The sequence below is a fragment of the Mesorhizobium huakuii genome (assembly GCF_030160235.1).
GTDB classification, from domain to species: domain Bacteria; phylum Pseudomonadota; class Alphaproteobacteria; order Rhizobiales; family Rhizobiaceae; genus Mesorhizobium; species Mesorhizobium huakuii.
Map to the genome: position 1 here is coordinate 58,034 of NZ_BSNY01000029.1, position 24,825 is coordinate 82,858.

Here is a 24,825-nt window from a genome sequence, read left to right on the forward strand (position 1 = left end):
GCTATTAGCGGACAACAAGAAGCACGTCAGTGCCGAGACCTCCTCAGGTATGGTTTAGTGCCAGTCTAAAGCGACCATACGGGCCGCGCTTTGATGCATCTCAATGCGGATGCTTTTGCATTCGTTATGTTGCGGCGTGGCTTTGCCTTTAGGGCATCGCGCTTGTCCGAGGCACCAAGCGCGGGTCGTTTGGGCGGTGCCTTTGACATCAAGAAAGAGACTAGGTCGAAGTCATGTCGAACCACCGGGAAATGGAGCTGAAGCTGCAACTACCACAGGCATTGTTCCCTTTGGTTGAGGACGTTCCGATCGTGCGACAGGTGGCGTCGGCGGCAAAGACCAAGCAGCTCGATTCCGTCTATTTCGATACCGACAAATTCAAACTGCGGGAGGTTGGCATATCGCTTCGCGTTCGCTCTGGCGGGCGAAACCATGTCCAGACGATCAAGTGTGAGCCCGGCCCCTCTTCCGATCTCACCACACGTGGCGAGTGGGAAACCGAGATAAAGGGAACGGCGCCCGACCTCGACGGCGCCAGCGATACACCTTTGAAACGGCTGCTGTCAAAAAAGTTCGCCCGAGCGCTGAAACCTGTCTTCGAGACACGAACTCAACGCAAGACGCTCCCCATCAAAACCACTCATGCCAGCATGGAACTTGCGCTCGATCACTGCTGGATCACGACTGGCGACAAATCCGAGGAAGTTTGCGAGATCGAGATCGAGCTCAAGCAAGGGGACCGCACGGAACTGTTCGAACTGGCTCGGACGCTCGCTAAGGCCGCGCCATTGCGACTTTCGGTTCGCAGCAAGGCAGAACGTGGATATGGACTGATCGATGGCAAGCCCGCGCAAGCGGTCCTTGGGGGTACAATGCCCCTTCAGTCCGGCGAAAACGTCGCGACAGCGTTTCAAAAAATTGCGGAATCCTGCCTCCGTCAGATTGCCGCCAATTGGGAAGCGGTAAACCGGGGCGATCCCGAAGGCATTCACCAGATGCGTGTCGGCCTTCGACGGTTACTCGCCGCCATGTCGCTCTTTTCCCAGATGCTCAGTGACAGGCAATGCGATTTGATCAAGGCGGAGCTGAAATGGCTCATGGGCGAACTTACTCAGGCGCGAGAGCTCCACGTTTTCTCGGTAAGTGTCCTTCCACACCTGCGGGACGCTTACGCTGGCGATAACGCGTTCAAGATGTTCGAAGGAAAGATCGACCGGCTGCAGTCGCTGGCCGAAGCCCGAGCCAGGGCGGCCATTGAAACCGACAGATTCCGCAGCCTGCTGCTGGATACAGCCGAATGGATCCATGATGGAGAATGGATCAAGACGGACGATGCACTGCGCGTCAGCCTCAAGGAACAGATCATCGACAAGTTCGCTCGCCAGACGCTTTCGTCGCGAACATCAAAGATCATGAAACGAGCTAGGAAACTTGACGATCTCGGCGCATGGCAACGTCACAAACTGCGCATCGCAGCCAAGAAACTGCGTTATGGCAGCGAATTTTTCGAGGGTCTTTTCGCGAGTGGACCCGCAAAGAGGCGGCGCAAGAGTTTCCTCCACGCCTTGGAGGCTCTCCAGGACTACCTTGGCAATCTCAACGACATTGCCGGGCATATCCAATTGTGCAGATCGATGGCGGAAGCCCCTTTGCCAGAAGCCGACGCAAATGCTTGGCAGATTGCGTTTTTTGCAGGGGTCGCTTCGAACATTGAGGAAAGACGATTGGAGAAGGAGATGCGGTCAAATACCCGCATCCATCGTCAGCTCAACAAAACCAAGCCATTCTGGATCTGAATAGACGACTAACCGGCTTCTATCTCATCGAGCAACCTGCAACCGGATACGCGTTGGCGTGGACCGAGATTGCGACCTCGGTCGCCATGATCAGGGTCCAGGGTCGCGAGAATTTCCATTCTGCCTTTGATCCGGCTCAAAACGGCAGCTCCCTTCCCGCACTAAGCTATAAAAAAGGAGGCAGCATGAAAAGCGCGCAAGTGGCTGGCCGGCAGCCCGAACGACAAAGACTAGAAACAGTGGAATGCGGAGGGCAGTGGTCAGCAAATTGCCTGCTAGCACCGGGGATATTTGCGGTTGAAACGGCTTCCATTGATTGCGGGGAAGAGTCGCGGTCTACGGGAAGTTCGTATCTCGACGACTATGAGATGGATCGATGATCCCGGCCGGTTTCCGGAATTTCCTGGCAGCGGCGTGTTTCGCCCTGGCGACGGCATCAACGGGGTACCCTGCCAAGGCAGCGTCCTCGTTTGTTCCGACGATCCAAGCTTCGCTTGCCCCAATGCTGGAGCGCGTCCTTCCAACAGTGGTGATTATCACCGTGCAAGGCCGGAATGAATCGCCTGCGGGCGGTCCGGATTCCTCCTCCCAACAGTTCTCTGCCCTTGCCGACGAAGCGCCACAAACCCAGACGGCGGGTGCGGGGGTCATCATCGATGCCGCGAACGGTTATGTCCTGACCAACAATCATGTCGTCCAGAATGGCGACGAGATTACGGTCACCCTCAATGATGGCCGCAGCTTTCAAGCCGAACCGGTCGGGAACGATGCCGAAACAGATCTCGCCGTCATCAGGATCCCGGCGCACGATCTGACAGCACTGCCTTTCGGAGATTCTTCGCAACTCCGTGTCGGCGACTATGTCGTGGCAATAGGCAATCCCTTTGGCCTGGGACAAACGGCGACAATGGGTATCGTCAGCGCGCTTGGCCGATCAGGACCAGGAGGCGGTTATGAGAAGCTTATTCAGACCGATGCTTCCATCAACCCAGGGAATTCGGGCGGCCCGCTCGTCGGTCTCGACGGGAATCTCGTTGGAATCAACAGCGCGATCATTGGGCCAAGCGGGGGAAATGTCGGCATTGGCTTCGCCATTCCGGCAGCGATGGCAAAACAGATAACGGAGCAGCTTATTGCCCACGGCAAGGTGCGGCGCGTGCAGCTTGGCGTGGTCGTGCAGGATCTTACTGCGGATCTCGCCAAGGCATTCGGGGCCGACATTCGATCGGGCGCTGTTGTCAATCAGATCTTGTTAGGGTCGGTGGCTGAAGGCGCCGGTGTCCATGTTGGTGACATCATAACCGCTGTGAACGGGGCAAGCGTGGAAAATGCCGCCGGTCTCAAGAACATCATGAGCACAATGTCGCCAGACGCTCCCGCGAAGCTGTCGATGATCCGTCATGGCAATCCAACGACTGTGACGACGAAACTTTCGGCTGAAGGAAGCCCTGGCGTGACCCAAATCGAAGGATCGGGTCTCCTTGCATCGGTCGTCCTGAGCGATGTCGAGACGATAACGGGAGTGGGGAACAAGAAAGTGGACGGAGCGCTGGTTTTGACGGTGGGCGCAGGCAGCGGGGCAGGCGATGCCGGATTGGCTGCAGACGACGTAATTCTCACCATCAATCAGCAGATCGTCCACTCACCAGGACAGGCATTGGAATTGGCACAGCGTTCGCCGGCCCCTCTGCTGCTCGGTGTCTATCGAAACGGCGGTATGTACTTCCTGACCGTCCAATGAAGATGGTGCATGAGTCAAATCCGCCCGGAGGGGCCGCCGACAATGGATTGTGACGCGTCATCGACGGTGCCATCGATCACATCGCCGAGAATTCGGCCGAGGTTGACGCAAATCAACGACGTTATCGCGCATCCCTCGCAGACTGTCCAAAGTCGGATCGATCCGATCTGATGGGAGGATAAAATGAAACTTTTCATTCAAGGCGTGGCGATTGCGTTTGGGCTTGGATTGGCAATGGCATCCAACACTGCCCGAGCCGATGGCACCGTGGAGGTGCTTCACTGGTGGACATCGGGCGGTGAGGCGAAAGCCGTCGGCGAACTGAAGAAATCATTTGAGGCCCAGGGCGGTACCTGGATCGACTCGCCGATCGCCGGCGGCGGCGGCGACGCCGCAATGACGGCGCTGCGCGCGCGCGTTGTGGCAGGAAATCCGCCAACGGCGGTGCAGCTCAAGGGACCAGGCATCCAGGAATGGGCCAAGGAAGGCGTGCTAAACAACGTCAACGATGTTGCCACCAAAGAGGGCTGGGATGCTGTGCTGCCGCCGGTCCTCGCGGGCATCATGAAATATGAAGGCAAGTACGTCGCAGCTCCTGTCAATATTCACCGTGTCGATTGGCTCTGGGCGAACCCGGCCGTGCTGGCCAAGGCAGGCATCACCGAGATGCCGAGGACGTGGGACGAGTTCAACGCCGATGCCGAGAAGCTGAAGGCGGCAGGAATTACGCCGCTGGCCCATGGCGGCCAGCCTTGGCAGGATGCGACCGTGTTCGAGACGGTCGTGCTGGGTATCGGCGGGGCCGATTTCTACCGCGAGGCGCTCGTCGATCTGGACCAGAAGGCCTTGACCAGCGACACGATGGTCAAGTCTTTCGACGAACTGCGCAAGCTTCGCAGTTATGTCGATCCCAACTTTTCGGGGCGTGACTGGAACCTCGCCACGGCGATGGTCATGAATGGTCAAGCTGGTTTCCAGATCATGGGCGACTGGGCAAAAGGTGAGTTCTTGGCCGCCGGCAAGAAGCCAGGCGTTGACTTCGTGTGTGCACCCACGCCGGGGAAGGGGTTCATCCTCAACTCGGACAGCTTCACCTTCTTCAAGGTCTCCGGCAAGGAGCGGCTGAAGGGCCAGAAGGTGCTGGCAAGCCTGATCATGTCGCCTGCTTTCCAGAAGATCTTCAACCTTGCCAAGGGCTCGATCCCCGCGCGTACCGACGTGCCGCTCGACAAGTTCGATTCCTGCGCGCTGAAGTCGCATGAGGATCTATTGGCCGCGATCAAGGACAACTCGCTGGTGCCTTCTATGGCTCATGAGATGGCGGTCTCTCGCTCCGTACGGGGCGAGTTCCTCGACCTCGTGACGAACTTCTTCAACTCCGACATGAGTTCGGCAGATGCCGTCAAGGCGCTTGCCAAAGCGGTTAAGCGCGCGCAGCAGCCGTGACCTGAACCATTGCGGGACCGCCCTCCGCGGTCCCGCTCCGCCGGAAGAGAAATCCAGGGTGACGGGCAACCGCTATCCTGCGAGGGGATGGAAAGACGCCCCGCAACGCATGTCGCGGAAGCCGCCTGAAATGAATGCTGCGGTGCAGGACATTTGGTCCGAATTCTGTCCGAGACCGATGAGTTGTCGTGTTCGTCTTTCGACCTGCAGGAAAGCCATCAAAATGAACCGGGGCCGATCCGAGGACCGCAAATCGAAACGCAAACCGCGGGCGATCGTGGATACCCCCCTACTCCTTCGCCACCCCACCCATCGCAGAGGCAGCTGCCGCTGCCTTGGCAGCCTCCCAAGTCTCCCGAAGACGATCCGGAGGCGGCTGGCAGGCTGGAGGCAATTCTCGCCAGTCCCAGTTACCGGTTGCCGGTTGAGGATCCCGTCTTTCTCGAGAACGATGACACCCGTGGCCCGCGGCTTGAGATTGGCTATCTGAAGCCGGAAATGCTGCTGCGCCAGCACGGCATTCGCGGAACGATTGTCGTTTTCGGTAGCACTCGCATCTGCGAGCCCGCTGCCGCGCAGCGTAACCTCCGGGCGCTTCGTGGTACGGCGGTGGTGCAACCGGACGCTGACGCGAGCTTACGCCTCGGAGCGGCCGAACGCATCGCGGCCAAGGCCCACTTCTACGATGTCGCACGCCAGTTCAGCAGACTGGTCAGCCGTGCCAACCATGATCAGCAAGATCGCGGCATCGTCATCATGACCGGTTCCGGCCCAGGGATCATGGAGGCCGCCAATCGTGGCGCCTTCGATCTCGGCGCGCCATCGGCGGGCCTCAACATCAGCCTGCCGAACGAGCAATATCCCAATCCATATGTCAGCCCGGAACTCTGCCTTCGGTGCATTACTTTGCCATCCGGAAGCTTCATTTCCTGCTGCGAGCCAAGGCTCTCGTCGCCTTCCCTGGCGGATTTGGAACGTTTGACGAGTTGTTCGAAACCCTGACCCTCGTTCAGACCCGCAAGATCAAGCCGATCCCAATCATCCTCGTGGGTGAGAAATTCTGGCGCCGCGCAATCGACATCGATTTCTTGGTCGAGGAAGGGGTCATCGATCCGGAGGATCGCGACCTCTTCTGGTTTGCCGAAACCGCGGAGGACATCTGGGAGGGCATCCTTCGGTGGCATGCGGCGGCTGGAGAGCCGCTCTATCCTGTTGGGGGCGCCGGCACATGAAGATTTCTGTACATGGCGCGGCCTGCGCCGGTCGGCGCACCTTGATCGGCTGAGGAGTCTTTCAGGCCGTCACTCAAGTTAGAGCTGCCGCAGATAGACTGCCTGCCGGCGTCAGTGCGCGCGGATGAACTGCTTCGCCGGCTTGAGACTTCGCCTACAGGGCTTTCGGGCCCGGAGACGGCCGCGACACACCAAGTCCACCGCGGCACGACAGCGTAAATCGCTACATCGGAACGATGTTGTCCCGGCAAATTGACGCAAATCAACGAGGTCGCCATACACGCGTCGCAGACTGTCTAGAGTTGGATCGATCCGACTTATTCGGGGGGTGAGATGAGGCTGCTTCTTCAACTCCACCATGAACTCGGCAAATGCCAAGCCGTTTGTCAAAGCGGCGAAGCACGAGCAGCAGCCTCGAGTTTGTTGCGGGACTATCTCCTTGGCCCCGTTCTCGCAATGGGGAGGCGCAAGTGATCCAGCCAATGAAGCGTCGATCGACGACTGTCGACCGGTTTCTGGACCGTTGGCTGCCGCAGACCGTGGTCTCACCGCTTTTCGCGATGAGTCTGTTTTTCGTCTATGGCTTCATCGTCTGGACCGTCTACATCTCTTTCACCCGCTCATCCGTGCTGCCCAGCTACGCTCTGGACGGGTTCAGTCAGTACGTCAGGCTATGGGTCACGCCCCGCTGGTACGTGGCCCTCGCGAACCTGTTCATATTCTCGAGCCTTTTCATCATTTCCTGCACGGTCATCGGCATCCTGCTCGCGATCCTGCTCGACCAGCGCATCCGTATCGAAGGCGCGATCCGGACGATCTACCTCTATCCGATGGCGCTCTCATTCATTGTGACCGGCACGGCGTGGAAGTGGATACTCAACCCCGGCCTTGGCATCGAGCATCTGATGCAGCAGCTCGGCTACGAGAACTTTCACTTCGATTGGCTCGTCAATCCTGACATGGCGATCTACACGATCGTCATCGCCGGCGTATGGCAATCGTCTGGATATGCGATGGCGCTGTTCCTGGCGGGCCTCAGGTCCGTTGACGACGAGGTGCTCAAGGCCGCCGCGATCGACGGCGCCGGGCCGATCCGCACCTATGTCTCGATCATCCTGCCGATGATGCGGCCTGTCTTTATGTCGACCTTTATCATACTGGCGCACCTGGCCATCAAGAGCTTCGACCTGGTCATGGCGCTGACCGGGGGTGGGCCGGGCTACGCTACCGATATGCCCGCCACCTTCATGTATTCCTTTGCGTTCCAGCGCAGCGAGTTGGGCACTGCGGCTGCGAGTGCGGTGATGATGCTGGTCACCATCCTGGCGATCATCGTCCCCTACCTGTATTCCGAACTCAGAGAGAAGAACCGGTGAGCGCGCAGGCGGTGGCCGGGATCGTTCGCGCCGGTGGCATGCGCCAGCGTGTGCTGCGCGTCCTGCTGTTTGCAGTGCTTTGCCTCTTCTGTCTCTATTATCTAGCTCCCCTGTTCGTGATGATCACAACATCGTTGAAGCCGCTGGCGGAGATCCGGTCGGGCTCGCTGATCAGCCTGCCCAAGCAAGTGACTTTCGATGCCTGGGGCAAGGCCTGGAGCACAGCTTGCGTCGGTGTGCGCTGCAACGGGTTGAAACCCTATGTCTTGAACTCCGTGATAATGGTCGTGCCAGCGGTGCTCATCTCGACCTTCTTAGGCGCGATCAACGGATATGCCCTTACCAAGTGGCGTTTCCGCGGGGCTGACACGATCTTTGCGATGATGCTGTTCGGCGCGTTCATCCCCTTCCAGGTCGTGCTGCTTCCGATGGCTCGCGTGCTGGGTGTGCTTGGCCTGGCAGGATCCGTTTACGGGCTCATCCTGGTTCACACAGTCTATGGGCTTGCGTTCACGACGCTATTCTTCCGAAACTTCTTCATTGGCGTTTCGGACGGCATCATCCGGGCGGCGATGATCGATGGCGCGGGCTTCTTCGGCATTTTCTTTCGCATCGTCGTGCCGATGGCGCCGCCAGCTATCGTGGTCACGGTGATCTGGCAATTCACCCAGATATGGAACGATTTCCTGTTCGGGATCGCGTTCACCGTGGGCGACAGCAATCCGGTGACGGTCGCGTTGAACAACGTGGTGAACACATCGACCGGCGTTAAGGAATACAATGTCGACATGGCGGCTGCCATCATTGCCGCGATCCCGACGCTTCTGATCTATCTGGTTGCCGGCCGATATTTCGTGCGCGGCCTCGCCGCTGGGGCAGTCAAGGGATGACACATTGGCAAAGATAGAATTGAGGAACGTGCGCAAGCTCTTCGGCTCGAACGAAGTGATAAAGGGCATTGACCTCTCGCTGCAGGAAGGCGAATTCATCGTTCTTGTCGGGCCATCCGGCTGCGGCAAGTCGACCCTGCTGAACCTCATCGCCGGCCTCGAGACGCTGAGCGGCGGCGAAATCATCATCGGGGATGAACGCGTCAACGACATTCCGCCGCGTGACCGCGACGTCGCGATGGTTTTTCAATCCTACGCGCTCTATCCGACGAAGTCCGTGGAGGATAACATCACTTTCGGCTTGGTTACCAGGCATGTTGCAATTGCAGAGCGCGAGAGAGCGCTGGCCGACGTTGCGGCGCTTCTGCACATCGAGAAATTGCTCGATCGCAAGCCGAGCCAGCTTTCGGGAGGCCAACGCCAACGAGTTGCCATGGGACGGGCACTGGTGCGTCATCCCGCCGTCTTTCTGTTCGACGAACCGCTTTCAAACCTTGACGCCAAGCTGCGCGTCGAGATGCGCACGGAGATCAAGAAGCTGCATCAGCGGCTCGGCAAGACCACCGTCTATGTCACGCACGACCAGATTGAGGCGATGTCCCTGGCATCGCGCATCGCGGTCATGGACAACGGAACGATCCGGCAGTTCGGACCGCCCGAGGAGATCTATGAAAGGCCGGTCGACCTGTTCGTGGCGAGCTTCATCGGGTCGCCATCGATGAACCTGTTCAGCGGGCGCGTGATCGAGCAGGCGGGTCTCAGGCTGCAGGTCGAGGATCGCGCGGGCACAGTCCTGTTTCCGATCCCCAAATCGCTGGAAGCGGCAGCGAGACCCCATCTGGGCGGCGAGCTCATACTCGGCCTCAGGCCAGAGGTGATCGTTCGTGAGGGCGCGCACCGGCCCGGGGCGGACACGTTTTTGTTCGAACGCGCGATTGACGTGGTCGAGCCGACTGGTCCTGACACGTTGCTGGTGTTTACGCTGGGGGGGATCGAGGCGATCGGGCGCGTCGACCCGCAGGACAAAGTGCCCGTAGGGACGATGTTCCGGTTCGAGGTCAACATGAACCGCGCAAAGATATTCGATCCTGCAACCGGCCTTCACCTTTGACATCAGGAACCTCGGCGGAGCCTACCGAAACGCTGGCGCGACAAGGCCTTGAGCTGCGTCCAGCGGCTTGGCCAAAGTGGGGGACGGTATTCGGCCCAATGGTCGACTGCACCGCTGGTTTCAACAGGTGACGTCAAGATCTCTTGCGCAACGGGACCGGCAATTGCAAAACCAGCGATCAGGGCCGATGCTGGATGCAATCCATGCAGGCTTTGACCGCGGCCTGAAGCGTGGAAACAGGTTGCTCTGAAAACTGGCGAAATGTTTGATTGTGCGTGCAATCGCAAACCGCACGTTGGCTCCGCCTATACGTCAGCCACAAGAGAGACGCGAGATTTATCTCTTAGGGTCATGATTCCAACGCTCACTTCAAAGGGATAGATTCAACGCAGTAGAATGTTCCAGAGACCCTCTTAGGCGGCATGCTCGTCTTGTCGCCAGATCCAAACTACCTTTGCCCAGCGACCAAGAAAGCGACGTGATTTCAGTCAATGGCGGTCACTTATTGAGCGCGACAACCGCGAGCCTGCTTTGGTCAACTCTTTTAAAATGCAATACTATCATGATGCTCGCCGCAGCGGCGAAGAAGCACCAGACGGAGACAAAAGCCTCCCAGTAGAGCGCGTAGGCGACGACCAAACCCACGAGAACGATCCCTCCAAGGGCGACCACCATTCGCTGCGTCGAAAGCATCAAAGGGAGTGCGGTTCCGGCCAGATAGGCAAGCGCCACCACGACACCATGTTTGGTCCCATTGATATAGACGATATGGCCATCCTGGATCACGGCGCCGTGTGGCCAATTAACGATGTACCAAAGGAGGTAGGTGCCGACTCCCAGACCGGCAGCAACACAGGCCAGGATGAGCCGCCGGCGACCTTGGTCTGGCTCTATCAACATCACGGCAATGGGCGCATAGATCGGCCAGAATGCCTCAGCAAGGACAAGAAATAGAAATGCCAGCCCGGTTGAAAGCGATCCGTCTGGCGCCGCTGGGAGATTGAGCCACAACAGCCCTTCCAACCCCTGCTGCACAGCAAAGAAAACAGGGGCCAAGGCCAGGGGCAATTCTCGCCACGTTTTGGCTCGTCGGAGTGATGCGAGCCCCATCGCCGCGGTCAGACCCGTGGTGAGAAAACTTGCCGTTGCTGAAAAGCACATCGCCGTCTTTCGCCGCCCAGATCCAAGCTTGGCAGGTTTAGGTCCACTTTGCTCCATTAATCTCGAATGGTTTCGCCACCGCTTCTGCTCACTTGCAGCGTCGACCTGATCTGGGTCTGAATTGCCCCCAGGGACGGGATCCCTTTCGGTTCGGTATAAAGATTTGACTCTTCTGCGATGAGGTTCAGTCATTCGCGGCAGAATGCGAGACTACGCATATCCCAACTGCTTTGCCTTGAATCAAATCGCCCACCTGCCGAGACGTCTAGGCTGATGCTGAATTCTTTGCGCCTCGCATGCGAGCGCCGTGAGGTTGGGACATCGCCACCAGCCAGGATTGAACGAAAAATGCTCGCTCCTCCCGCGATCTTCCCCATAGAGACGCACGGCCTCTCCAAGGCATTTGACCAAAACGTGGCTGTCGACCACGTTGATTTGCAGGTCCGCCAGCGCGAGATTTTCGGCCTGATCGGCCCAAACGGCGCGGGAAAATCAACGCTTATCAAGATGCTGACGACTTTGTTGCCACCAACGAGCGGCGACGCCACAGTCGCCGGATGCGATCTGCGGCGTGAAGCCCGGCAAATTCGGGCCAGCATTGGTTATGTACCGCAGCTGCTTTCGGCCGACGGAGCGCTGACTGGCTACGAAAACCTGCTGCTGTCGGCGCGACTCTATCTCATTCCTCGCGCCGAGCGCGCGCAGCGGATCAGGGAGGCGCTGGAGATGACGGAGCTCACCGGCGCGGCGGACCGTCTGGCGCAGCACTATTCCGGCGGCATGCTGCGAAGGCTGGAGATCGCGCAAAGCACCCTGCACCGGCCGGCCCTGCTGATCATGGACGAGCCGACCGTCGGATTGGACCCGGTGGCCCGCACTGCGATCTGGAACCACGTGCGCGGTCTAAGGGATCGGTTCGGCACCACCATTCTTGTCACCACGCATGTAATGGAGGAGGTCGACGCCCTCTGCGACCGCGTTGGCATCATGCATCGCGGCCGCCTGGAGAAGGTTGGGACGCCGGCCGAGTTGAAGGCTGGTGTCGGCCCCTCGGCGACACTTGACGACGTCTTCATGGCGATCGCCGGCGGCGATGTCGAGAGCGGAGGCGACTACCGTGATGTTAGGCAGACGCGCAGGAGCGCCAGCGATCATGGCTAGGCTTGCAGAAGCAATCATGGAGTATGGTACCGAGGTTCATGCGGTGGCCGATGCGGAGATACGCAAGCTGCGGCACGATCCCAGTGAAATCCTGACACGCGCCATCCAGCCGGCTATCTGGCTTGTCTTGTTCGGTGAGGTCATGGCGCAGGTGCGCGGCATAACATCAGACAATGGCCGCTATCTCGATTTCCTGGCGCCAGGCATCCTCGCCCAAAGTGTGCTTTTCGCGGCGATCTTCTACGGCATCGCCGCAATCTGGGAGCGCGACCTTGGCGTCCTCCATCGCTACATGGTGAGCCCAGCACCCCGGAGTGCCCTCGTTCTTGGCAAGGCGCTGTCATCCGCCGTGCGCGGCCTGACGCAGGCGGTCATGGTGTATCTCCTTGCGCTTGCTCTGGGCATCGATGTCGATATCAGTCCAGTCAAGCTTCTCGGTGTGGCGTGCATGATCGCGCTCGGTTCAGGTCTCTTTTCGACCTTCTCGCTGATCATTGCCTGCATTGTTAAGACGCGCGAGCGCTTTATGGGCATCGGACAGGTTTTGACGATGCCAATCTTCTTCGCCAGCAACGCCATCTATCCAATTGACATCATGCCCGGTTGGCTGAAGACGATTTCGCGCGCCAATCCTCTCACCTATCAAGTCGATGCCCTGCGCGCCTTGATGCTGATCGGCGGGCAGAGCAAGTTCGGCCTCGCTGTCGACTGCCTCGTTCTCGGAGCCACCTTTGTCTTTCTCGTCTTCATCGCCGCACGGCTATACCCGCGCATGACCACCTGATGGCATCGCCATGCGCTGCGCCTCGAGAGCGGGCAGTGTTGATACTCGGCCACAAGGAAATAGGGATCAACGGGTGCCGACTTTTCCTGTCGACTTCCGAGGATTTCATTTGAACGGTTCCGGCTGGATGCCTTGCCTGCCTTCCCTCCGAATCATCCACAACCCCGGCAGCATGGGAAGCCATAGGGTGAAGCCGCGTAGGAGCAGCGTTGCTGCGAGGCTGCCTTCGACGCCTCCGCCCATCAGGTGGAGCATGGCCGTGCAAGTGCCTTCGAAGGTTCCCAGGCCAAGCGGAACCGGTGACAGCGTCGCCACCACGGACGCCAGCACGAAGCTGACGAAGACACCTGCAGGACCGAGCGTCATGCCAACCGCGCGCGCGACACACCACAGTGTCACTACGTCCAGCAAGAAAACGGCTAGCTGGAACGCGACCGCTTCAAAGACGACGCGCCCGTCGCGGAGCATGTCGATGTGGACCTTCTTGAGAATATCGGCGAGCCAAGCTGCCGGGCGCCAGGCGAGCACGAACTTGGGAATGAAGCGACCCCGTGAGCGCGTCAGGGCAAGGATCGCGACGCCCAGAGAGATGATCACAGTGAAAAAGGCAATCGATAGCGATTTCCAAGCTGTGCCGAGATCGCCCATGTCCCACAAGACGATGAAGGCCAGCAAAGCGACCATGAAGTAGGCGGCATAATAGGATAGAGCCGCGACAAGCAGCGCAGTCATAGCAATCGGCGCCGGAATCCCGCGCCGTTGCAGACCGCGCACGACCATCAAAGTACCGCTGACACCTCCGGATGGCACAGCCTGGTTGACGAAGAGCTGCACCAGCGCCAGTTCCAAAAGTCCAAAGAACCAGCGTCTTTCACCGGCCCGCCTAAGCACGCCCCACCATACGCCCGAGGCGCATAGATAGGTTGCCGCTTGGCACAGGGCCGCAGCGGCGAGCCATAGCGGATCGGCGCGCCAGAGCTTGTCGATAAAGACCTCGATGTCACTGAAATGCAGCACGAAGGTGACGAGACCGGCAAGAACCAAGACCCCAAGAAGCCACCCAAGTGCAATTCCGAGCGTGAGGCCAGTCGACTTTGGACTGTCGGGAAATGAAGCGCCAGCCAAAACTGGTGGCTGCGGTACCACAGGCTCGCCGCCACTATCGTCTGATGCCGGTTGATTTGTGCGAACGAGCATCAAGCTAAGTTTATACCTAGGCCAAAGCGCACGCCGCCTACCAAAACCAACTGCGTCAAGGCCTTGCCAAGCTTCGATAACATCAGGCATGCTCGGATAACCATCCCGACACAAATTGGTGGCGCCATGCTGCGAAACCAGGCCTGTTGTGTGATTTCCATGACTATTCTCGCAATGAATAATCCTGACTAGGTTCCGAGCAGCGCCGAACTGATGCATTGATCGGCATCAATCCCATACCCGCAACCTTGTTACATTCTTTCAAAAATCCGACGCGACGATCATCTCGGCCTTGGCAAGGCAGATTGCCGACAGGTCGTGGCAGCGCTCCAGCCCTACGTCTTGGCTTTCACGGAAATCGTCGGCCGCTTTCAGCGCAGATCTCCATCATGGGCGCGGTCCACGCAACGGTCAGGGCCATGCCTGAGCCACTATTTGTCGACCGTGGAGGACGTTCCCGAGGCGACCCTGGCCTGTGCGGCGTCCATCAAGGCGATCACGTCCTGATCCCTCAATTGACGGAAGTCGCGATAATAAAGACCAATCGCCTGGAAAAATTCAGGCTCTTCAAGGCAGATGACATCGTCGGCCTCTTTCCTCAGTTCCTCGATCGTTTCAGGCGGGGCGACAGGAACGGCCACTACTACGCTGCAGGGCTTGCGCCGTCGTAGGCTGCGGATCGCAGCCCGAACGGTTGCGCCCGTTGCGATCCCGTCGTCGACTATGATCGCGATCCGGCTCTTGACATCGACATGATGGCGATTGCCAACATAAAGACGACGCCGACGTTCGATCTCTGCGAGTTCCCTCTCGCATGACTTGTCGAACTCCGCCGCTGACACCCAGGCAAGGCGAATGACATCTTCGTTGCGCACAACGATGGGATCATCGCCGTCGACGATCGCGCCCATGGCAAGTTCGGGGTGGGTTGGCACTCCAATCTTACGCACCAGAAGCAGGTCGAGAGGAGCTTTCAGATGGGAGGCCACCTCTGCCGCCACCGGGACGCCGCCGCGGGGCAAGGCCAGTACCACGACATTATCGCCTCGATAGCGATCAAGCGCCTTGCCCAGCCGTTTTTCTGCCTCGGAGCGATCTGCGAACGGCATGGGGTCAAGCCTCTCTGGCGTTGCGGGCGGCCGGCAAGAGGTAGCGCGTGAACCACACGCTCGCCTCGGCGACAACGGCATCGAGCGCACCAGGTTCTGGAAAAAGATGGCTCGCGCCCGGAATGACTTTCAGCTGCTTGGGACAGGTGAGACAAGCGAGCGCCGATCTGTTCAGCGCAAGAACATCCTGATCGTTGCCGCCGACAATCAGCAATGTAGGCGCACGCACCTCTTCCAGTGCAGCCGCCGCCATATCCGGTCGTCCGCCGCGCGACACAACGGCGCCTATCGTGTCTCCGAGCGCCGCAGCCGAGACGAGGGCAGCTGCAGCACCAGTACTTGCGCCAAACAATCCGACAGGAAATTTGTCCGTTCGCGGGTCCGTGAAGGTCCAATTCAACGCTGTAGTCAGGCGTTCTGCGAGCAGCGGGATGTCGAAAACATTGGATCTATCCGCCTCTTCGTCCTGCGTCAGCAAATCGAACAGCAAAGTGGCAAATCCGGCATGATTGAGGGCTTCCGCCACATAGGTGTTGCGCGGACTGAACCGGCTTGAACCGCTGCCGTGAGCGAAGGCAATGATGCCACGTGCTTGTTGCGGAATGCGCAGCGATCCGACCAATCCAATCGGAGGGATCAAAACCTCGGCGACTTCCGCGCGATCACTGGGATACGACTTGGGACTCCTGCTCATCGCTTCACTCCAGGCCGGTCAGATTTCGAGACCGTTACAGAGCTTCGCGGTTGGCTGTGCTGCTTCGAGGGCGCACAATGTTGGACATCAATCGGGCCGGTGAGCGTTGCAAGTGCGACCAGAACTTGACGCAGCACGTCAGTCTCTTCAACGGACATGCCTTCATCGAGAGCGACGGCCTCTTCTTCCGCATTGTAGAGCCTCCGACGGAGGATCTCGATCTCCTGTTCCTTTGATAGCGTTGTTCGCGCCAGGACATTCTTCGGCTGACCAAAGATCGATGCCGGGTCGTTCAAGGCTTCTTCGAGATCAATCGTTGCCATCGAATTCAATCCCTGGGCGTGCGGGGACGACGCCTATCGGTCCGATGCAAGGTCCAAAAGTAGTAATCACGCGCTGCAGCTATTCACGAGACACCCAGCGCGGCATTGATGTCGATCAACGAATATGAAAAACGGAATATGAAAAACGATGCCTGCAAGATCTAACGCACAAGGCGCGGAAGTTGACGATAGACCTCGCTACGATCACAGGTCTGCCCTTGGGTTACTCGGCATTCGTTCCCCAACGCCGGTGAAGAAATCGCTCCCAAGGTGAAAAAAGGATCCTGTCAGCCAGCGAACCGATGAGCACGATCATCGCCATGGCGCCGATTACCTGATCCATCGCCTGCAACTCGCGCCCATAGTGCAGCAGTTGACCAAGGCCAAATCCCGTCAGGATGGTCACGTAAATCTCTGCCGCCATCAGCGAACGCCACGCGAACGCCCAACCTTGCTTCATTCCGCTCACCAGGAACGGCAAGGATGCAGGCAGCATCACCCTGGTCCACAGATGCAGCCCCTGCGATCCCATGGTTCGCGCCGCGCGGGCATAGATCGGCGGAATTGTGCATGCGCCATGGTCGGTGGCGATGATAACGGACCAGACAGTTCCCATGACGACCACGAACAGCATCGCGCCTTCGGTCTGGCCGAACCACAGAAGTGCGAGGGGTACCCAACATACACTCGGCAACGTCTGGAGCCCGAGCGCTAGCGCTCCAATCGTGTCCTCCAGCATTTGTGAAGAACTGGTGAGCAACCCCAGCGGCAGTCCGATCAGCAAACCGATTGCATACCCAACCAGAAGCCGCTTCATCGTCACAAAGATCGCCTCGACAAGCGTCCCATCCAACAGAGCTCCCTGAAGATACTTAGCAACGCTCCATGGCGATGGAAACAGAACGGGCGACCACCGCCCACTGCCAGAAGCGATGCTCCAAATTCCCAGCAACGCCATGAAAAAGAGTGAGGCGACAACAATACGCTTCATTCCGGCACGCCTCCTCCAACTGTGCCCCGGAGGGCATCCGCGACGCGCGCGGCGTGCCCAACCAGCTCGACGTCATAGATGCTTCGCGGCCGTGGCAAGGGAATGTCAAACGCCTGAATAATCTTTCCCGGTGCCCGCGACATGAGCAGTACGCGATCACCCAGGCAGACTGCCTCGCGCATGTTGTGAGTGACAAAAACGATCGTCTTGCCGCTGTCGCGCCAGATGCGTTGAACGTCGTCATAGAGGTGCTCCCGGGTCATCGCATCGAGCGCGCCAAACGGCTCATCCATAAGAAGCACTTGTGGATCAGCGGCAAGGGCGCGCGCCAAAGCCACGCGCTGTTTCATGCCACCCGACAATTCGTGAACATGCACCCGCTCGAATTTGTCCAGTCCGACCAGGCCAAGGAACCGGTGTGCAACCTCGCGACGCTCATCATTGGTGAGCTCGGGGCACAGCTTCAGGCCGAACATGACGTTGCCGAACACGTCCAGCCACGGAAACAGCGATGGCTCCTGGAACACAACCAGCCGCTGCCGGCCCGGACCCGTGACCAGCTGGCCGTCGGCGAGCACGCGCCCGGAGTCCGGCTTGGTCAGCCCAGCGATGATGTCGAGCAGCGTTGACTTGCCGCAACCGCTCGGCCCGACAAGGCAAACGACCTCGCCAGCCGCGACCTGAATCGAAATGCTGTCGAGAGCATGTACGGTCGCCCGTGGAGTGCGGAACCACTTCGAGACGCTTTCCACGATGAGCTTGCTTGATGCTCCAGAGACATGCTCGGGCGTCACGCCCTGCCATTGCGCTTCAGCCATGTTCATGGAACGTCGAGAAAACGCGACAAATCGGGAACGGCGTGCAGGAAGCCGACTTGCTGAGCGCTGCTGACAAATTTCTGTAACGCCTCAAGCGAGATGTCGCTGGTCACCGTCAAGCGCGACCACGCACGCGCTATAAGCTGCGGCGCCATGTCGGTCCTGAACTGAAGCCTGAGTTCTTCCCTGACCATACGCTGGGCTTCGGCAGGATTCTGGTTGATCCAGTCGGTCAGATCCCGGTGGGCAGCTGCGAAGCGAGCTACAATCTCCCGATGCGACGATAGAAACTCAGCACGCGACACAAGGATGGTCGTAACCGCATTCTTCTCCTCGACCAACACCTTGCCACCGGCTTCTTGCTCAAGACGCGTTACCCATGGCTCAACGGTCCAAACAGCGTCGAGTTGTCTGGTCTTGAATAGCGCCAGTTGATCAGGATTGGCCGTCGGCAGGACCAGCGCCTCGCCGCCAGTCTGCGTGATCCGCAGTCCACCTGCCATCAGCCAGGCCCGCGCAGCGACATCCTGCGTATTTCCGAACTGAGGGGTGCCGATACGTTTGCCGCGAAAGTCTGATGGATTGACGAGGTCTTCATCGGGCTGCACAACGAGCGCCGATCCCCCGTTTACCGCTCCGGCGATGACACGAATTTCCTGCCCGTCAGATCGTGCGTAAGCATTGATAGCCGGATTCGGTCCAACGTAGGCAAGGTCGAGACTTCCAGCAAAAATCGCTTCCATGGTGCTCGGGCCGGCATTGTAAGCGTACCATTCGACCTTGACATCCTGGCCAAGCCGGGCCGCGAACCAGCTCCGGCCCTGCCGTTCGAAATTCCTGGCGACCAAGGCCTGGACATGGGTGATATTCGGAAAGTGACCAACTCGAAGCGTGATGCCCTCCCCGCAAGCTGCCGATGTTGCAAACGCCGCGACACCTAAGGCCAACAACGCCAACAACCGTCGAGGCTGAAGGTGAAAGATGGCCAATAAAGTGTGCCGACCCGTGTGGATCGTTCTCCGGCCAATCAAGATGCGCGGCGTCGAGCGGAGGGCCCAAAGCACGCTCTCAGCGCACCGGCACAGCTCGCCAACCACGATTTCCCTCCAACAGTTTGAGCTCACTATCGTGTAAGTGCCATTCCATAAGGACCGACCGACGCATTGATAGCAATCAACTCCTGGCCAGCGCACAGGCGGTTCATCAAAAACCTCGATCGTGTTCCCACGTAAGTAACGAACTGTCGCGAGCTTGCTTCTCATGCCACCTCGGTCCTGGCCCGCGCATATAGTGAAGCTCGGGCCGGTATGGGTCGAAAAGATCAGTCACAAGCCCTTGCACTGCCCTTACGATGAGTGGCCGTGTCAAAAACGAGGTTGTCAGAGCGATAGCTTTGGATGTCATGTGGGCGGTGAGCATCAAACACTCCCATGTTTGCTTGTTGCGCCTTTTGATTTCACGACAAGAGCGCCTGCCCAACAATTCGGTTATACCCTTAGGGGATTCTACGAAGGGGGCTCCGTTCGGGTCCGATGGTCTTTCGGCCGATCCGTGCCGATTTGTTTCTGGCCTGTCGCGTCGGACTGACCTACTGAGTGGGGGCTTGCGGCGCGAGCGGCGCTATTCGATCCCCGCTGTTCCAGGCTTCGGTCGTGAGACAGTATCTCGCGAAAGCGAGCGACATTTACGTGCCAAGCGACCCCACGACCTGATCCGGTCTGAAGGCTTCCTAAGAAATATTAGGCCCGATAACCTAGCTTTCCAAACCAAAGCCAGCCCGCGCGATGAGGCTCGCCTGGCCTATCTGATCTTAATTTGACCTGGAACAAAGACGACAGCGGAAACTAGAGCGAGTTTCAAATCCAATTCAGCCCTGAAATCTTTCTAGACGTGAATTTCCTGCCGATTCTATTCCGGAGTCTTTTTTGGCTCAACCGTGAGTTGGATGATGCTATGGAACCCCTGCCTTTCGCCCGAGCCCTAACGCACTGTGATCGATGCGCCGTGCGTAAAAGCTCGCTATGCAACAGGGTTTGTGTCGACTTACAGGAAGAGCTCTCCAGGCTCTCCCACCACCGGACGTACTGTCTCGGGGAAACGGTGCTTGGCGAGATGGAGGCGATATCCTTTGTGGGCATCGTCGTGTCAGGCGTGTTGCGCATGCAGAAGTCGCTGGAAGACGGGCGCCAGCAACTCGTCGGCTTGCTCTTTCAGTCGGATTTCTTCGGTCGCGTTTTCGGTGGCCTTTCCGCCCATGCCATAGAGGCGGCATCCGATGTGACCTTGTGCTGTTATGAGCGTCGCGCATTCGAGAGATTGACGGAACGTTTTCCCGAACTCGAGCATCAATTGATGTTGAGCACCTTGGATGAACTCGACGCAGCGCGTAACTGGATGCTGCTGCTTGGTTGTCAGACGACGCCGGAACGAGTCGCCAGCTTCTTGCTGATGCTTTGCCGCCGTACCGGTACGAATCAATGGACGCCCGGCGCAAATCTTTCGATCTATGTACCCATCAGTCGCCGTGACATGGCCAGCTATCTTGGGACAACCGGGGAGACCATCAGTCGCGTCATTCATGAGATGAGCCGCAAGGGCATCATCAAGATCCGCAATTCACAGCATTTTGAGGTTCTCAACATGAGGCAGTTGGTCAAGATGTCGGCTCGCGAAGATCTTTCGACCGGCCTTAGCAGTTCAATCAGGTCGATCGCGCTTTGAGAGGCTCGCGCCACGAATGAACTTCCACGGAGCTCAAATTTCACAAAACCGAAACCAAGCATGGTCTGCCTGGCCACACGAGCAGGTTTTTTTGCCAAGCCTCAGCGGTTTGATCGCTGCGCAAGTCTCCAACCTTCACAAGCTGCCGGCGCCCCGACTTCGAGAAGCAACCGCAACGTGGCTCCAAGCTCGCGCTGACGCGCCGGCACTTGAGCACGAAGAGCGCATCGAGAATTGCCGGTGAATATTCGCTTGGAGCGATTTGGGGGCCCAGGAATTTCATCTCATTGATAGGGATCAACGCCGCCGTTCATTTTTCGGAGAAACTAAAAATGTTAAGGTACTCATACAATCGAAGGGAGAAAATCCATGAAAGACCGGATTTTCGACCGTCCCATTTTTGTTAAGAACGGGAAGTTCAAGACAGAGATCAGCGGCCTGACTGACGCATTGAACTTCTTGGAAGAATGGCCCAAGAGCCGTAGGGGTCAATTTACGACACAGCTGCTCGTGCTTGCGAACGGGCTTCCAGTGGTCAAATACATGCGTCAATTGCTCACGATGCGTTCGCCAGCTTTGCCAAATCGGCCAAGATTCTTGAGAACGTCTCGACGCCGCAGCCTGTCGGAAAAGATACTAAAGGGGACTTGGGCGATGTAGTCCCAAAGACAGTCGAAAACGACGGAGGGAGTTGCCTTCGAAGGCTCGCCTGAATCCCAGCAAATTTGAGCTGGCGTTGTGGCATCGGCGCCCGTTGGCGCCGCGGCTATTGTTCCTCAGCGCGCCTGACCGGCGCGCTGAGACCTTCCCTAAAAGGCGATATGCCAAGCTGGGTTGAGCTGGCCACCCAGTCGGGGATAGTGAAGCTATTTCGACTTACGGCCGCTTCGCCTCACCATATCAAGGCGAGGGTCTGACGACGCTTCCTGGTTTGCCGGGCACGCGGGAGTGATCGCGAGCCTGGCGTTCGGCTATCTCAAGCTTCTTTCGCTTCAATGCCAGCAAGCCTTCGATGACGCGCCGTTGTTCCGGATTGGTCTCGCTGGTGAGCAGATCCTGAAGATGGACGATGTTGGCACGCGCAATGAAACGGACCATGACCTACCTCAATTGCCAGGACAACAGCGTCCTAAACCAAGGGCTTGGCCGCCCAAACCTATTTTGGCTATTTTGATGCATGTGATTCAGCTGCTTGTGCTTCCGGTCGCCCCCGGCCGCTATTCCGGATTGGTCTTGCGCTGGGCGACATCGGCTGGCCGATCGCCTAGTTAAATAGCAAACAGAAGGTTAGAGATGGCTCCGCCCTTGGCCATAGTGGTGAAACCATGCCTGCAAGAGATCTCCCCGGAGTTAGAGGGCGCGTGCTGGAAGTCCTCTTTTCTCCCCGCTTTGAAGGGCCGGCTGGCTATCTATTGGCGGTCGTGGCGGTCGTCGTCGTCTTTGTTGCCAGATATGCGCTGCAAACCGCGCTTGGAAACAGCGCGGTCTTTATCCTTTTCATTCCCGTCATCCTCATCTCGGCAATCGCGGGCGGTATAGGTCCCGGCCTTCTCGCATTCGTGCTTTCCCTTTTCGGGGCGCTTTACATCGTCGGAACTTCGCAAGCGACACTGATCCAGGTGCTCATCTTCACATTGGTGGGCCTGATCATCGCGTGGATGGGCGAAATGCTGCATCATGCACGCCGAGCCATCGACAGAAGCGAGGCGGCCCTCAAGGCACGCGAAGCGCATCTGCGCTCCATCCTCGATACCGTTCCGGACGCAACAGTGGTGATAGACGAAGCCGGCATCATCAATTCCTTCAGCGCGGCGGCTGTCCGCCAGTTCGGCTATGCCGAAGTAGAGGCCGTAGGTCAGAACGTCCGTCTTCTGATGCCCGAGCCTTATCATAGCGAGCACGATGGCTACATTCGGCGATATCTCGCCACTGGCGAGAAGCGCATTATCGACATCGATCGCGTGGTCGTCGGGCGCAGAAAGGATGGTTCGACCTTCCCAATGAAACTCTCGGTCGGCGAGTTGAAGTCAGGCGACAGGAGATACTTCACCGGCTTCATCCGCGACCTGACGGAAAAGGAGGAATCCGAGGCTCGGCTCGAGGAGGTCCAGGGTGAACTGGTGCGGCTCGCCCGGTTGAACGAACTTGGTGAGATGGCCTCGACCCTTGCCCATGAACTCAACCAGCCGCTCGCGGCGATCGCCAACTATTCGCAGGGTTGCGTACGCTTGCTGCGCGATCTGGATGGCGCTACGGCCGAACGGATCAAGGACGCGCTGGAGGAGATTGCCCAGCAGTCGCTACGCGCGGGCGACATCATCCGCCATCTGCGCGAGTTCGTCATACGTGGCGAAACGGGGAAGTCACGGGAATCCATGCGCAAATTGATTGAAGAGGCTGGCGCGCTTGCCCTCGTCGGGTCCCGCGAAAAGGGTGTGCGGTCGGTGTTCGAGTTTGCTTCCGATACGGATGACGTCCTTGCGGACCGGATTCAGATGCAGCAAGTCTTGATGAACTTAATGCGCAACGCAATGGAGGCAATGCGCGACAGCAAGCGGCGAGAACTGACGGTACGCACAGCGCCAGATGGCAAGGGATATGTCGCTGTGGAAGTCGCCGATACTGGGCCGGGGATATCCGAGGAGATCGCCTCTCGTCTGTTTCAGCCTTTCGTTACCAGCAAGGCGAGTGGCATGGGCATTGGACTTTCGATCTCCAAGCGCATCGTCGAGGCGCACGGTGGGACGATATCGGTAAGCCGCAACAGCGACGGCGGCGCCACATTTCGGATCTCGTTGCCCACTGCCGTGAAACCCACTACCATCGGGTTATCTCTAGACCGCCGACATGCAGCTCGCTGATCTCGCCCTCGGCCAGAGTGACTATGGCAACGCCGGCGAATTTGAGATGCTTGAAGAGGGTGGCGACATCTGCCTGGTCGCGGCTGATGCGATCGAGCGCCTCGGCCAGCACCACCTCGAAGCGGCCGCGCTGGGCATCGCGTACCAGATGCTGGATGCCCGGCCGCAGCACAGTGCTGGCGCCGGAGATCGCCGCATCCTCGAAGGTTCCCGCCACGCTACAGCCCTCACGCGCCGCCTGCTCGCGGCACAGCCTCAACTGGTCCTCGATGGAGGCATCCCGCTGGCTGTCGGAAGAATAGCGGGCATAGAGTGCGACACGGGTCATGGCGGCAGATCCTCTCTCCTGTTCCCAGGGGGTTTACCATCCGGCTCCCTGCCCTCTCCCTCTTTCCGGCCCGGGCGATTGTCGTTGGCCGCCAGCCTCACCTCGAATGCCTCCCGTGCCAGCTGCCGGCCGATCAGCCGGGCGATACTCAGCACCACCCGATCCAGCTTGGCCGCCGTGTTCTCAGGGCGACCCTCGGGGCTGGCGAGGTCGCCGTTGTCGTTGGCCGGAACTAAAGCCTGTGGGCCAGTCCTGGTTTCCTCTGCCATCGCGGTCGCTCTCTCAATGGTAGATCGACCCGCCATCAGAGTCCTCCGCACGGCGATGGAAAGCACGAAGTTCATGTCGTAGGGCCACAGCGTGCAATGACTTGCGTCCTGCGGTTTCGTCTCAGTCGTCAAGGTCGGGCTGCAGGCGACAAGTGGTAGGGAGAGCGTGTCAGAAGACAGTTACATCGCCACGGTATTCGGCCTCGCCTTCCTCTTGCAGCGCTGCGACCAGCTTGACCGCAGACTCCCAATGCTTGGTGACATCGCTCCGCGTCCTTGCCCTGCTCCGGCGATGAGCCGGCAAACTCCCGGCAATCGCCTTCAAGTCACGAAGCACCGAAGCTATGTGCGGCCAGGGGAAGTCGGTAGGGTCACCGATATCCCGATCAGCACCGACGATCATTTCCAACTTGGCGATGACGCCGATGAGCGACGTAGCCGCGACTTCGGGGATCGAATCTTGAAGTTTTAGAGCTTCGGTCATCGCAAAGACCTCGGCCTCCCGCGCAACGGCGTACTCTTGTGGACCACCGCGAGTGCGGGCCGTTTGGCTGCTTTGAACTCTCGTCGGTGAATCTGCGGCCAATCCCTGAATTCCGGGATTGACCATGATTCGGCTCTCCAACCGCTGCTGGACGCGGCATAGCAGCATGGAGATGTACCGAGTTGTTCGCCAATCGCTCACGAGCCGGAGCGCTGGATCGCGTAGGGCAGCCGGTTGCAATTGCGTGTCGTTACGGCTTGCGGCGAGAACAATCTGCGGATTCCGACGTGAAGCCGGCCGCCATTCCGATCAAACACCGGCCACCATTCCGG

The 24,825-nt window shown here is 58.7% G+C and carries 24 protein-coding genes and 1 pseudogene; 14 read left to right on the top strand and 11 right to left on the bottom strand.

Features of this window, described 5'->3' with window-relative positions; genetic code table 11:
- The first annotated feature begins 233 nt into the window (after window positions 1-233).
- The 8 genes from QQK95_RS15755 to QQK95_RS15790 all read left to right on the top strand — a co-directional run bounded on the left by QQK95_RS15755 (window position 234) and on the right by QQK95_RS15790 (window position 9,592).
- The gene (locus QQK95_RS15755; RefSeq protein ID WP_284274210.1) at window positions 234-1,796 is read left to right on the top strand and encodes a CYTH and CHAD domain-containing protein; all 1,563 of its coding nucleotides are present in this window, start codon (window positions 234-236) and stop codon (window positions 1,794-1,796) included.
- Between the two features lie 376 nt (window positions 1,797-2,172).
- On the top strand, window positions 2,173-3,537 hold the full coding sequence (locus QQK95_RS15760) for a trypsin-like peptidase domain-containing protein (protein ID WP_284274212.1): 1,365 nt from the start codon (window positions 2,173-2,175) through the stop codon (window positions 3,535-3,537).
- A 183-nt stretch (window positions 3,538-3,720) separates the two neighbouring features.
- Entirely contained in the window at window positions 3,721-4,983 is a 1,263-nt protein-coding gene (locus tag QQK95_RS15765; protein WP_240565390.1) for an ABC transporter substrate-binding protein, read from the top strand.
- A gap of 153 nt (window positions 4,984-5,136) precedes the next feature.
- Window positions 5,137-5,985, top strand: coding sequence for a hypothetical protein (locus tag QQK95_RS33585; protein WP_284274252.1), 849 nt, complete (start codon window positions 5,137-5,139; stop codon window positions 5,983-5,985).
- Complete coding sequence (locus QQK95_RS33590) at window positions 5,880-6,215, top strand: LOG family protein (protein ID WP_284274215.1); 336 nt, start codon at window positions 5,880-5,882, stop codon at window positions 6,213-6,215. The genes QQK95_RS33585 and QQK95_RS33590 overlap by 106 nt, the downstream gene beginning before the upstream one ends.
- A 482-nt stretch (window positions 6,216-6,697) precedes the next feature.
- On the top strand, window positions 6,698-7,591 hold the full coding sequence (locus QQK95_RS15780) for a carbohydrate ABC transporter permease (RefSeq protein WP_240565393.1): 894 nt from the start codon (window positions 6,698-6,700) through the stop codon (window positions 7,589-7,591).
- Window positions 7,588-8,481, top strand: a complete 894-nt coding sequence (locus QQK95_RS15785) for a carbohydrate ABC transporter permease (RefSeq protein WP_457920538.1) — start codon at window positions 7,588-7,590, stop codon at window positions 8,479-8,481. The genes QQK95_RS15780 and QQK95_RS15785 overlap by 4 nt, the downstream gene beginning before the upstream one ends.
- A gap of 28 nt (window positions 8,482-8,509) precedes the next feature.
- Window positions 8,510-9,592, top strand: a complete 1,083-nt coding sequence (locus QQK95_RS15790; protein ID WP_409371692.1) for an ABC transporter ATP-binding protein — start codon at window positions 8,510-8,512, stop codon at window positions 9,590-9,592.
- A gap of 498 nt (window positions 9,593-10,090) precedes the next feature.
- On the opposite strand, the gene QQK95_RS15795 is transcribed toward QQK95_RS15790, so the two are convergent.
- On the bottom strand, window positions 10,091-10,753 hold the full coding sequence (locus QQK95_RS15795) for a DUF6629 family protein (RefSeq protein ID WP_284274217.1): 663 nt from the start codon (window positions 10,751-10,753) through the stop codon (window positions 10,091-10,093).
- Window positions 10,754-11,101: 348 nt separating this feature from the next.
- Here QQK95_RS15795 and QQK95_RS15800 point away from each other — a divergent pair, with 348 nt between their 5' ends.
- A complete protein-coding gene (locus QQK95_RS15800; protein ID WP_284274219.1) occupies window positions 11,102-11,914 on the top strand; it encodes an ABC transporter ATP-binding protein in 813 nt (270 codons plus the stop codon).
- A complete protein-coding gene (locus tag QQK95_RS15805; RefSeq protein ID WP_284274220.1) occupies window positions 11,847-12,698 on the top strand; it encodes an ABC transporter permease in 852 nt (283 codons plus the stop codon). The genes QQK95_RS15800 and QQK95_RS15805 overlap by 68 nt, the downstream gene beginning before the upstream one ends.
- Window positions 12,699-12,803: 105 nt before the next feature.
- Here the strand turns inward: QQK95_RS15805 and QQK95_RS15810 are convergent, their stop codons facing one another.
- The 7 genes from QQK95_RS15810 to QQK95_RS15840 all read right to left on the bottom strand — a co-directional run bounded on the left by QQK95_RS15810 (window position 12,804) and on the right by QQK95_RS15840 (window position 18,927).
- On the bottom strand, window positions 12,804-13,895 hold the full coding sequence (locus QQK95_RS15810; RefSeq protein ID WP_276315570.1) for a lysylphosphatidylglycerol synthase transmembrane domain-containing protein: 1,092 nt from the start codon (window positions 13,893-13,895) through the stop codon (window positions 12,804-12,806).
- A gap of 431 nt (window positions 13,896-14,326) precedes the next feature.
- Complete coding sequence (locus tag QQK95_RS15815; RefSeq protein WP_284274221.1) at window positions 14,327-15,004, bottom strand: phosphoribosyltransferase; 678 nt, start codon at window positions 15,002-15,004, stop codon at window positions 14,327-14,329.
- Between the two features lie 4 nt (window positions 15,005-15,008).
- Window positions 15,009-15,698, bottom strand: a complete 690-nt coding sequence (locus tag QQK95_RS15820) for a dienelactone hydrolase family protein (RefSeq protein WP_284274223.1) — start codon at window positions 15,696-15,698, stop codon at window positions 15,009-15,011.
- Entirely contained in the window at window positions 15,695-16,021 is a 327-nt protein-coding gene (locus tag QQK95_RS15825) for a hypothetical protein (protein WP_284274225.1), read from the bottom strand. Before QQK95_RS15825 ends, QQK95_RS15820 begins: the two co-directional genes overlap by 4 nt.
- A gap of 223 nt (window positions 16,022-16,244) precedes the next feature.
- Complete coding sequence (locus QQK95_RS15830; RefSeq protein WP_284274227.1) at window positions 16,245-17,012, bottom strand: ABC transporter permease; 768 nt, start codon at window positions 17,010-17,012, stop codon at window positions 16,245-16,247.
- Complete coding sequence (locus QQK95_RS15835) at window positions 17,009-17,836, bottom strand: ABC transporter ATP-binding protein (RefSeq protein ID WP_284274229.1); 828 nt, start codon at window positions 17,834-17,836, stop codon at window positions 17,009-17,011. Before QQK95_RS15835 ends, QQK95_RS15830 begins: the two co-directional genes overlap by 4 nt.
- Window positions 17,833-18,927: an ABC transporter substrate-binding protein gene (locus QQK95_RS15840; protein WP_240565414.1), complete on the bottom strand. Its 1,095-nt coding sequence runs from the start codon at window positions 18,925-18,927 to the stop codon at window positions 17,833-17,835. The genes QQK95_RS15835 and QQK95_RS15840 overlap by 4 nt, the downstream gene beginning before the upstream one ends.
- Window positions 18,928-19,783: 856 nt before the next feature.
- On the opposite strand from QQK95_RS15840, the gene QQK95_RS15845 reads away from it, so the two are divergent.
- From QQK95_RS15845 to QQK95_RS15860, 4 genes are all read left to right on the top strand, one after another.
- Window positions 19,784-20,551 (top strand): Crp/Fnr family transcriptional regulator, encoded by a 768-nt coding sequence (locus tag QQK95_RS15845; protein WP_284274232.1) that lies wholly within the window; start codon window positions 19,784-19,786, stop codon window positions 20,549-20,551.
- Window positions 20,552-21,090: 539 nt separating this feature from the next.
- Window positions 21,091-21,264: a hypothetical protein gene (locus QQK95_RS15850; RefSeq protein WP_284274250.1), complete on the top strand. Its 174-nt coding sequence runs from the start codon at window positions 21,091-21,093 to the stop codon at window positions 21,262-21,264.
- 235 nt (window positions 21,265-21,499) lie between these two features.
- Complete coding sequence (locus QQK95_RS15855) at window positions 21,500-21,823, top strand: hypothetical protein (RefSeq protein WP_240565441.1); 324 nt, start codon at window positions 21,500-21,502, stop codon at window positions 21,821-21,823.
- Window positions 21,824-21,876: 53 nt separating this feature from the next.
- Window positions 21,877-23,412: a PAS domain S-box protein gene (locus QQK95_RS15860; protein ID WP_284274235.1), complete on the top strand. Its 1,536-nt coding sequence runs from the start codon at window positions 21,877-21,879 to the stop codon at window positions 23,410-23,412.
- Here QQK95_RS15860 and QQK95_RS15865 read toward each other — a convergent pair.
- The 3 genes and pseudogenes from QQK95_RS15865 to QQK95_RS15875 all read right to left on the bottom strand — a co-directional run.
- A pseudogene (locus QQK95_RS15865) lies at window positions 23,393-23,740 on the bottom strand (recombinase family protein); the annotation flags it as partial. The gene QQK95_RS15860 and the pseudogene QQK95_RS15865 overlap by 20 nt on opposite strands.
- Entirely contained in the window at window positions 23,737-24,084 is a 348-nt protein-coding gene (locus QQK95_RS15870) for a hypothetical protein (RefSeq protein WP_284274237.1), read from the bottom strand. The pseudogene QQK95_RS15865 and the gene QQK95_RS15870, both read right to left, overlap by 4 nt.
- Window positions 24,085-24,178: 94 nt before the next feature.
- The gene (locus QQK95_RS15875; protein ID WP_284274239.1) at window positions 24,179-24,619 is read right to left on the bottom strand and encodes a hypothetical protein; all 441 of its coding nucleotides are present in this window, start codon (window positions 24,617-24,619) and stop codon (window positions 24,179-24,181) included.
- Between the last annotated feature and the right edge of the window lie 206 nt (window positions 24,620-24,825).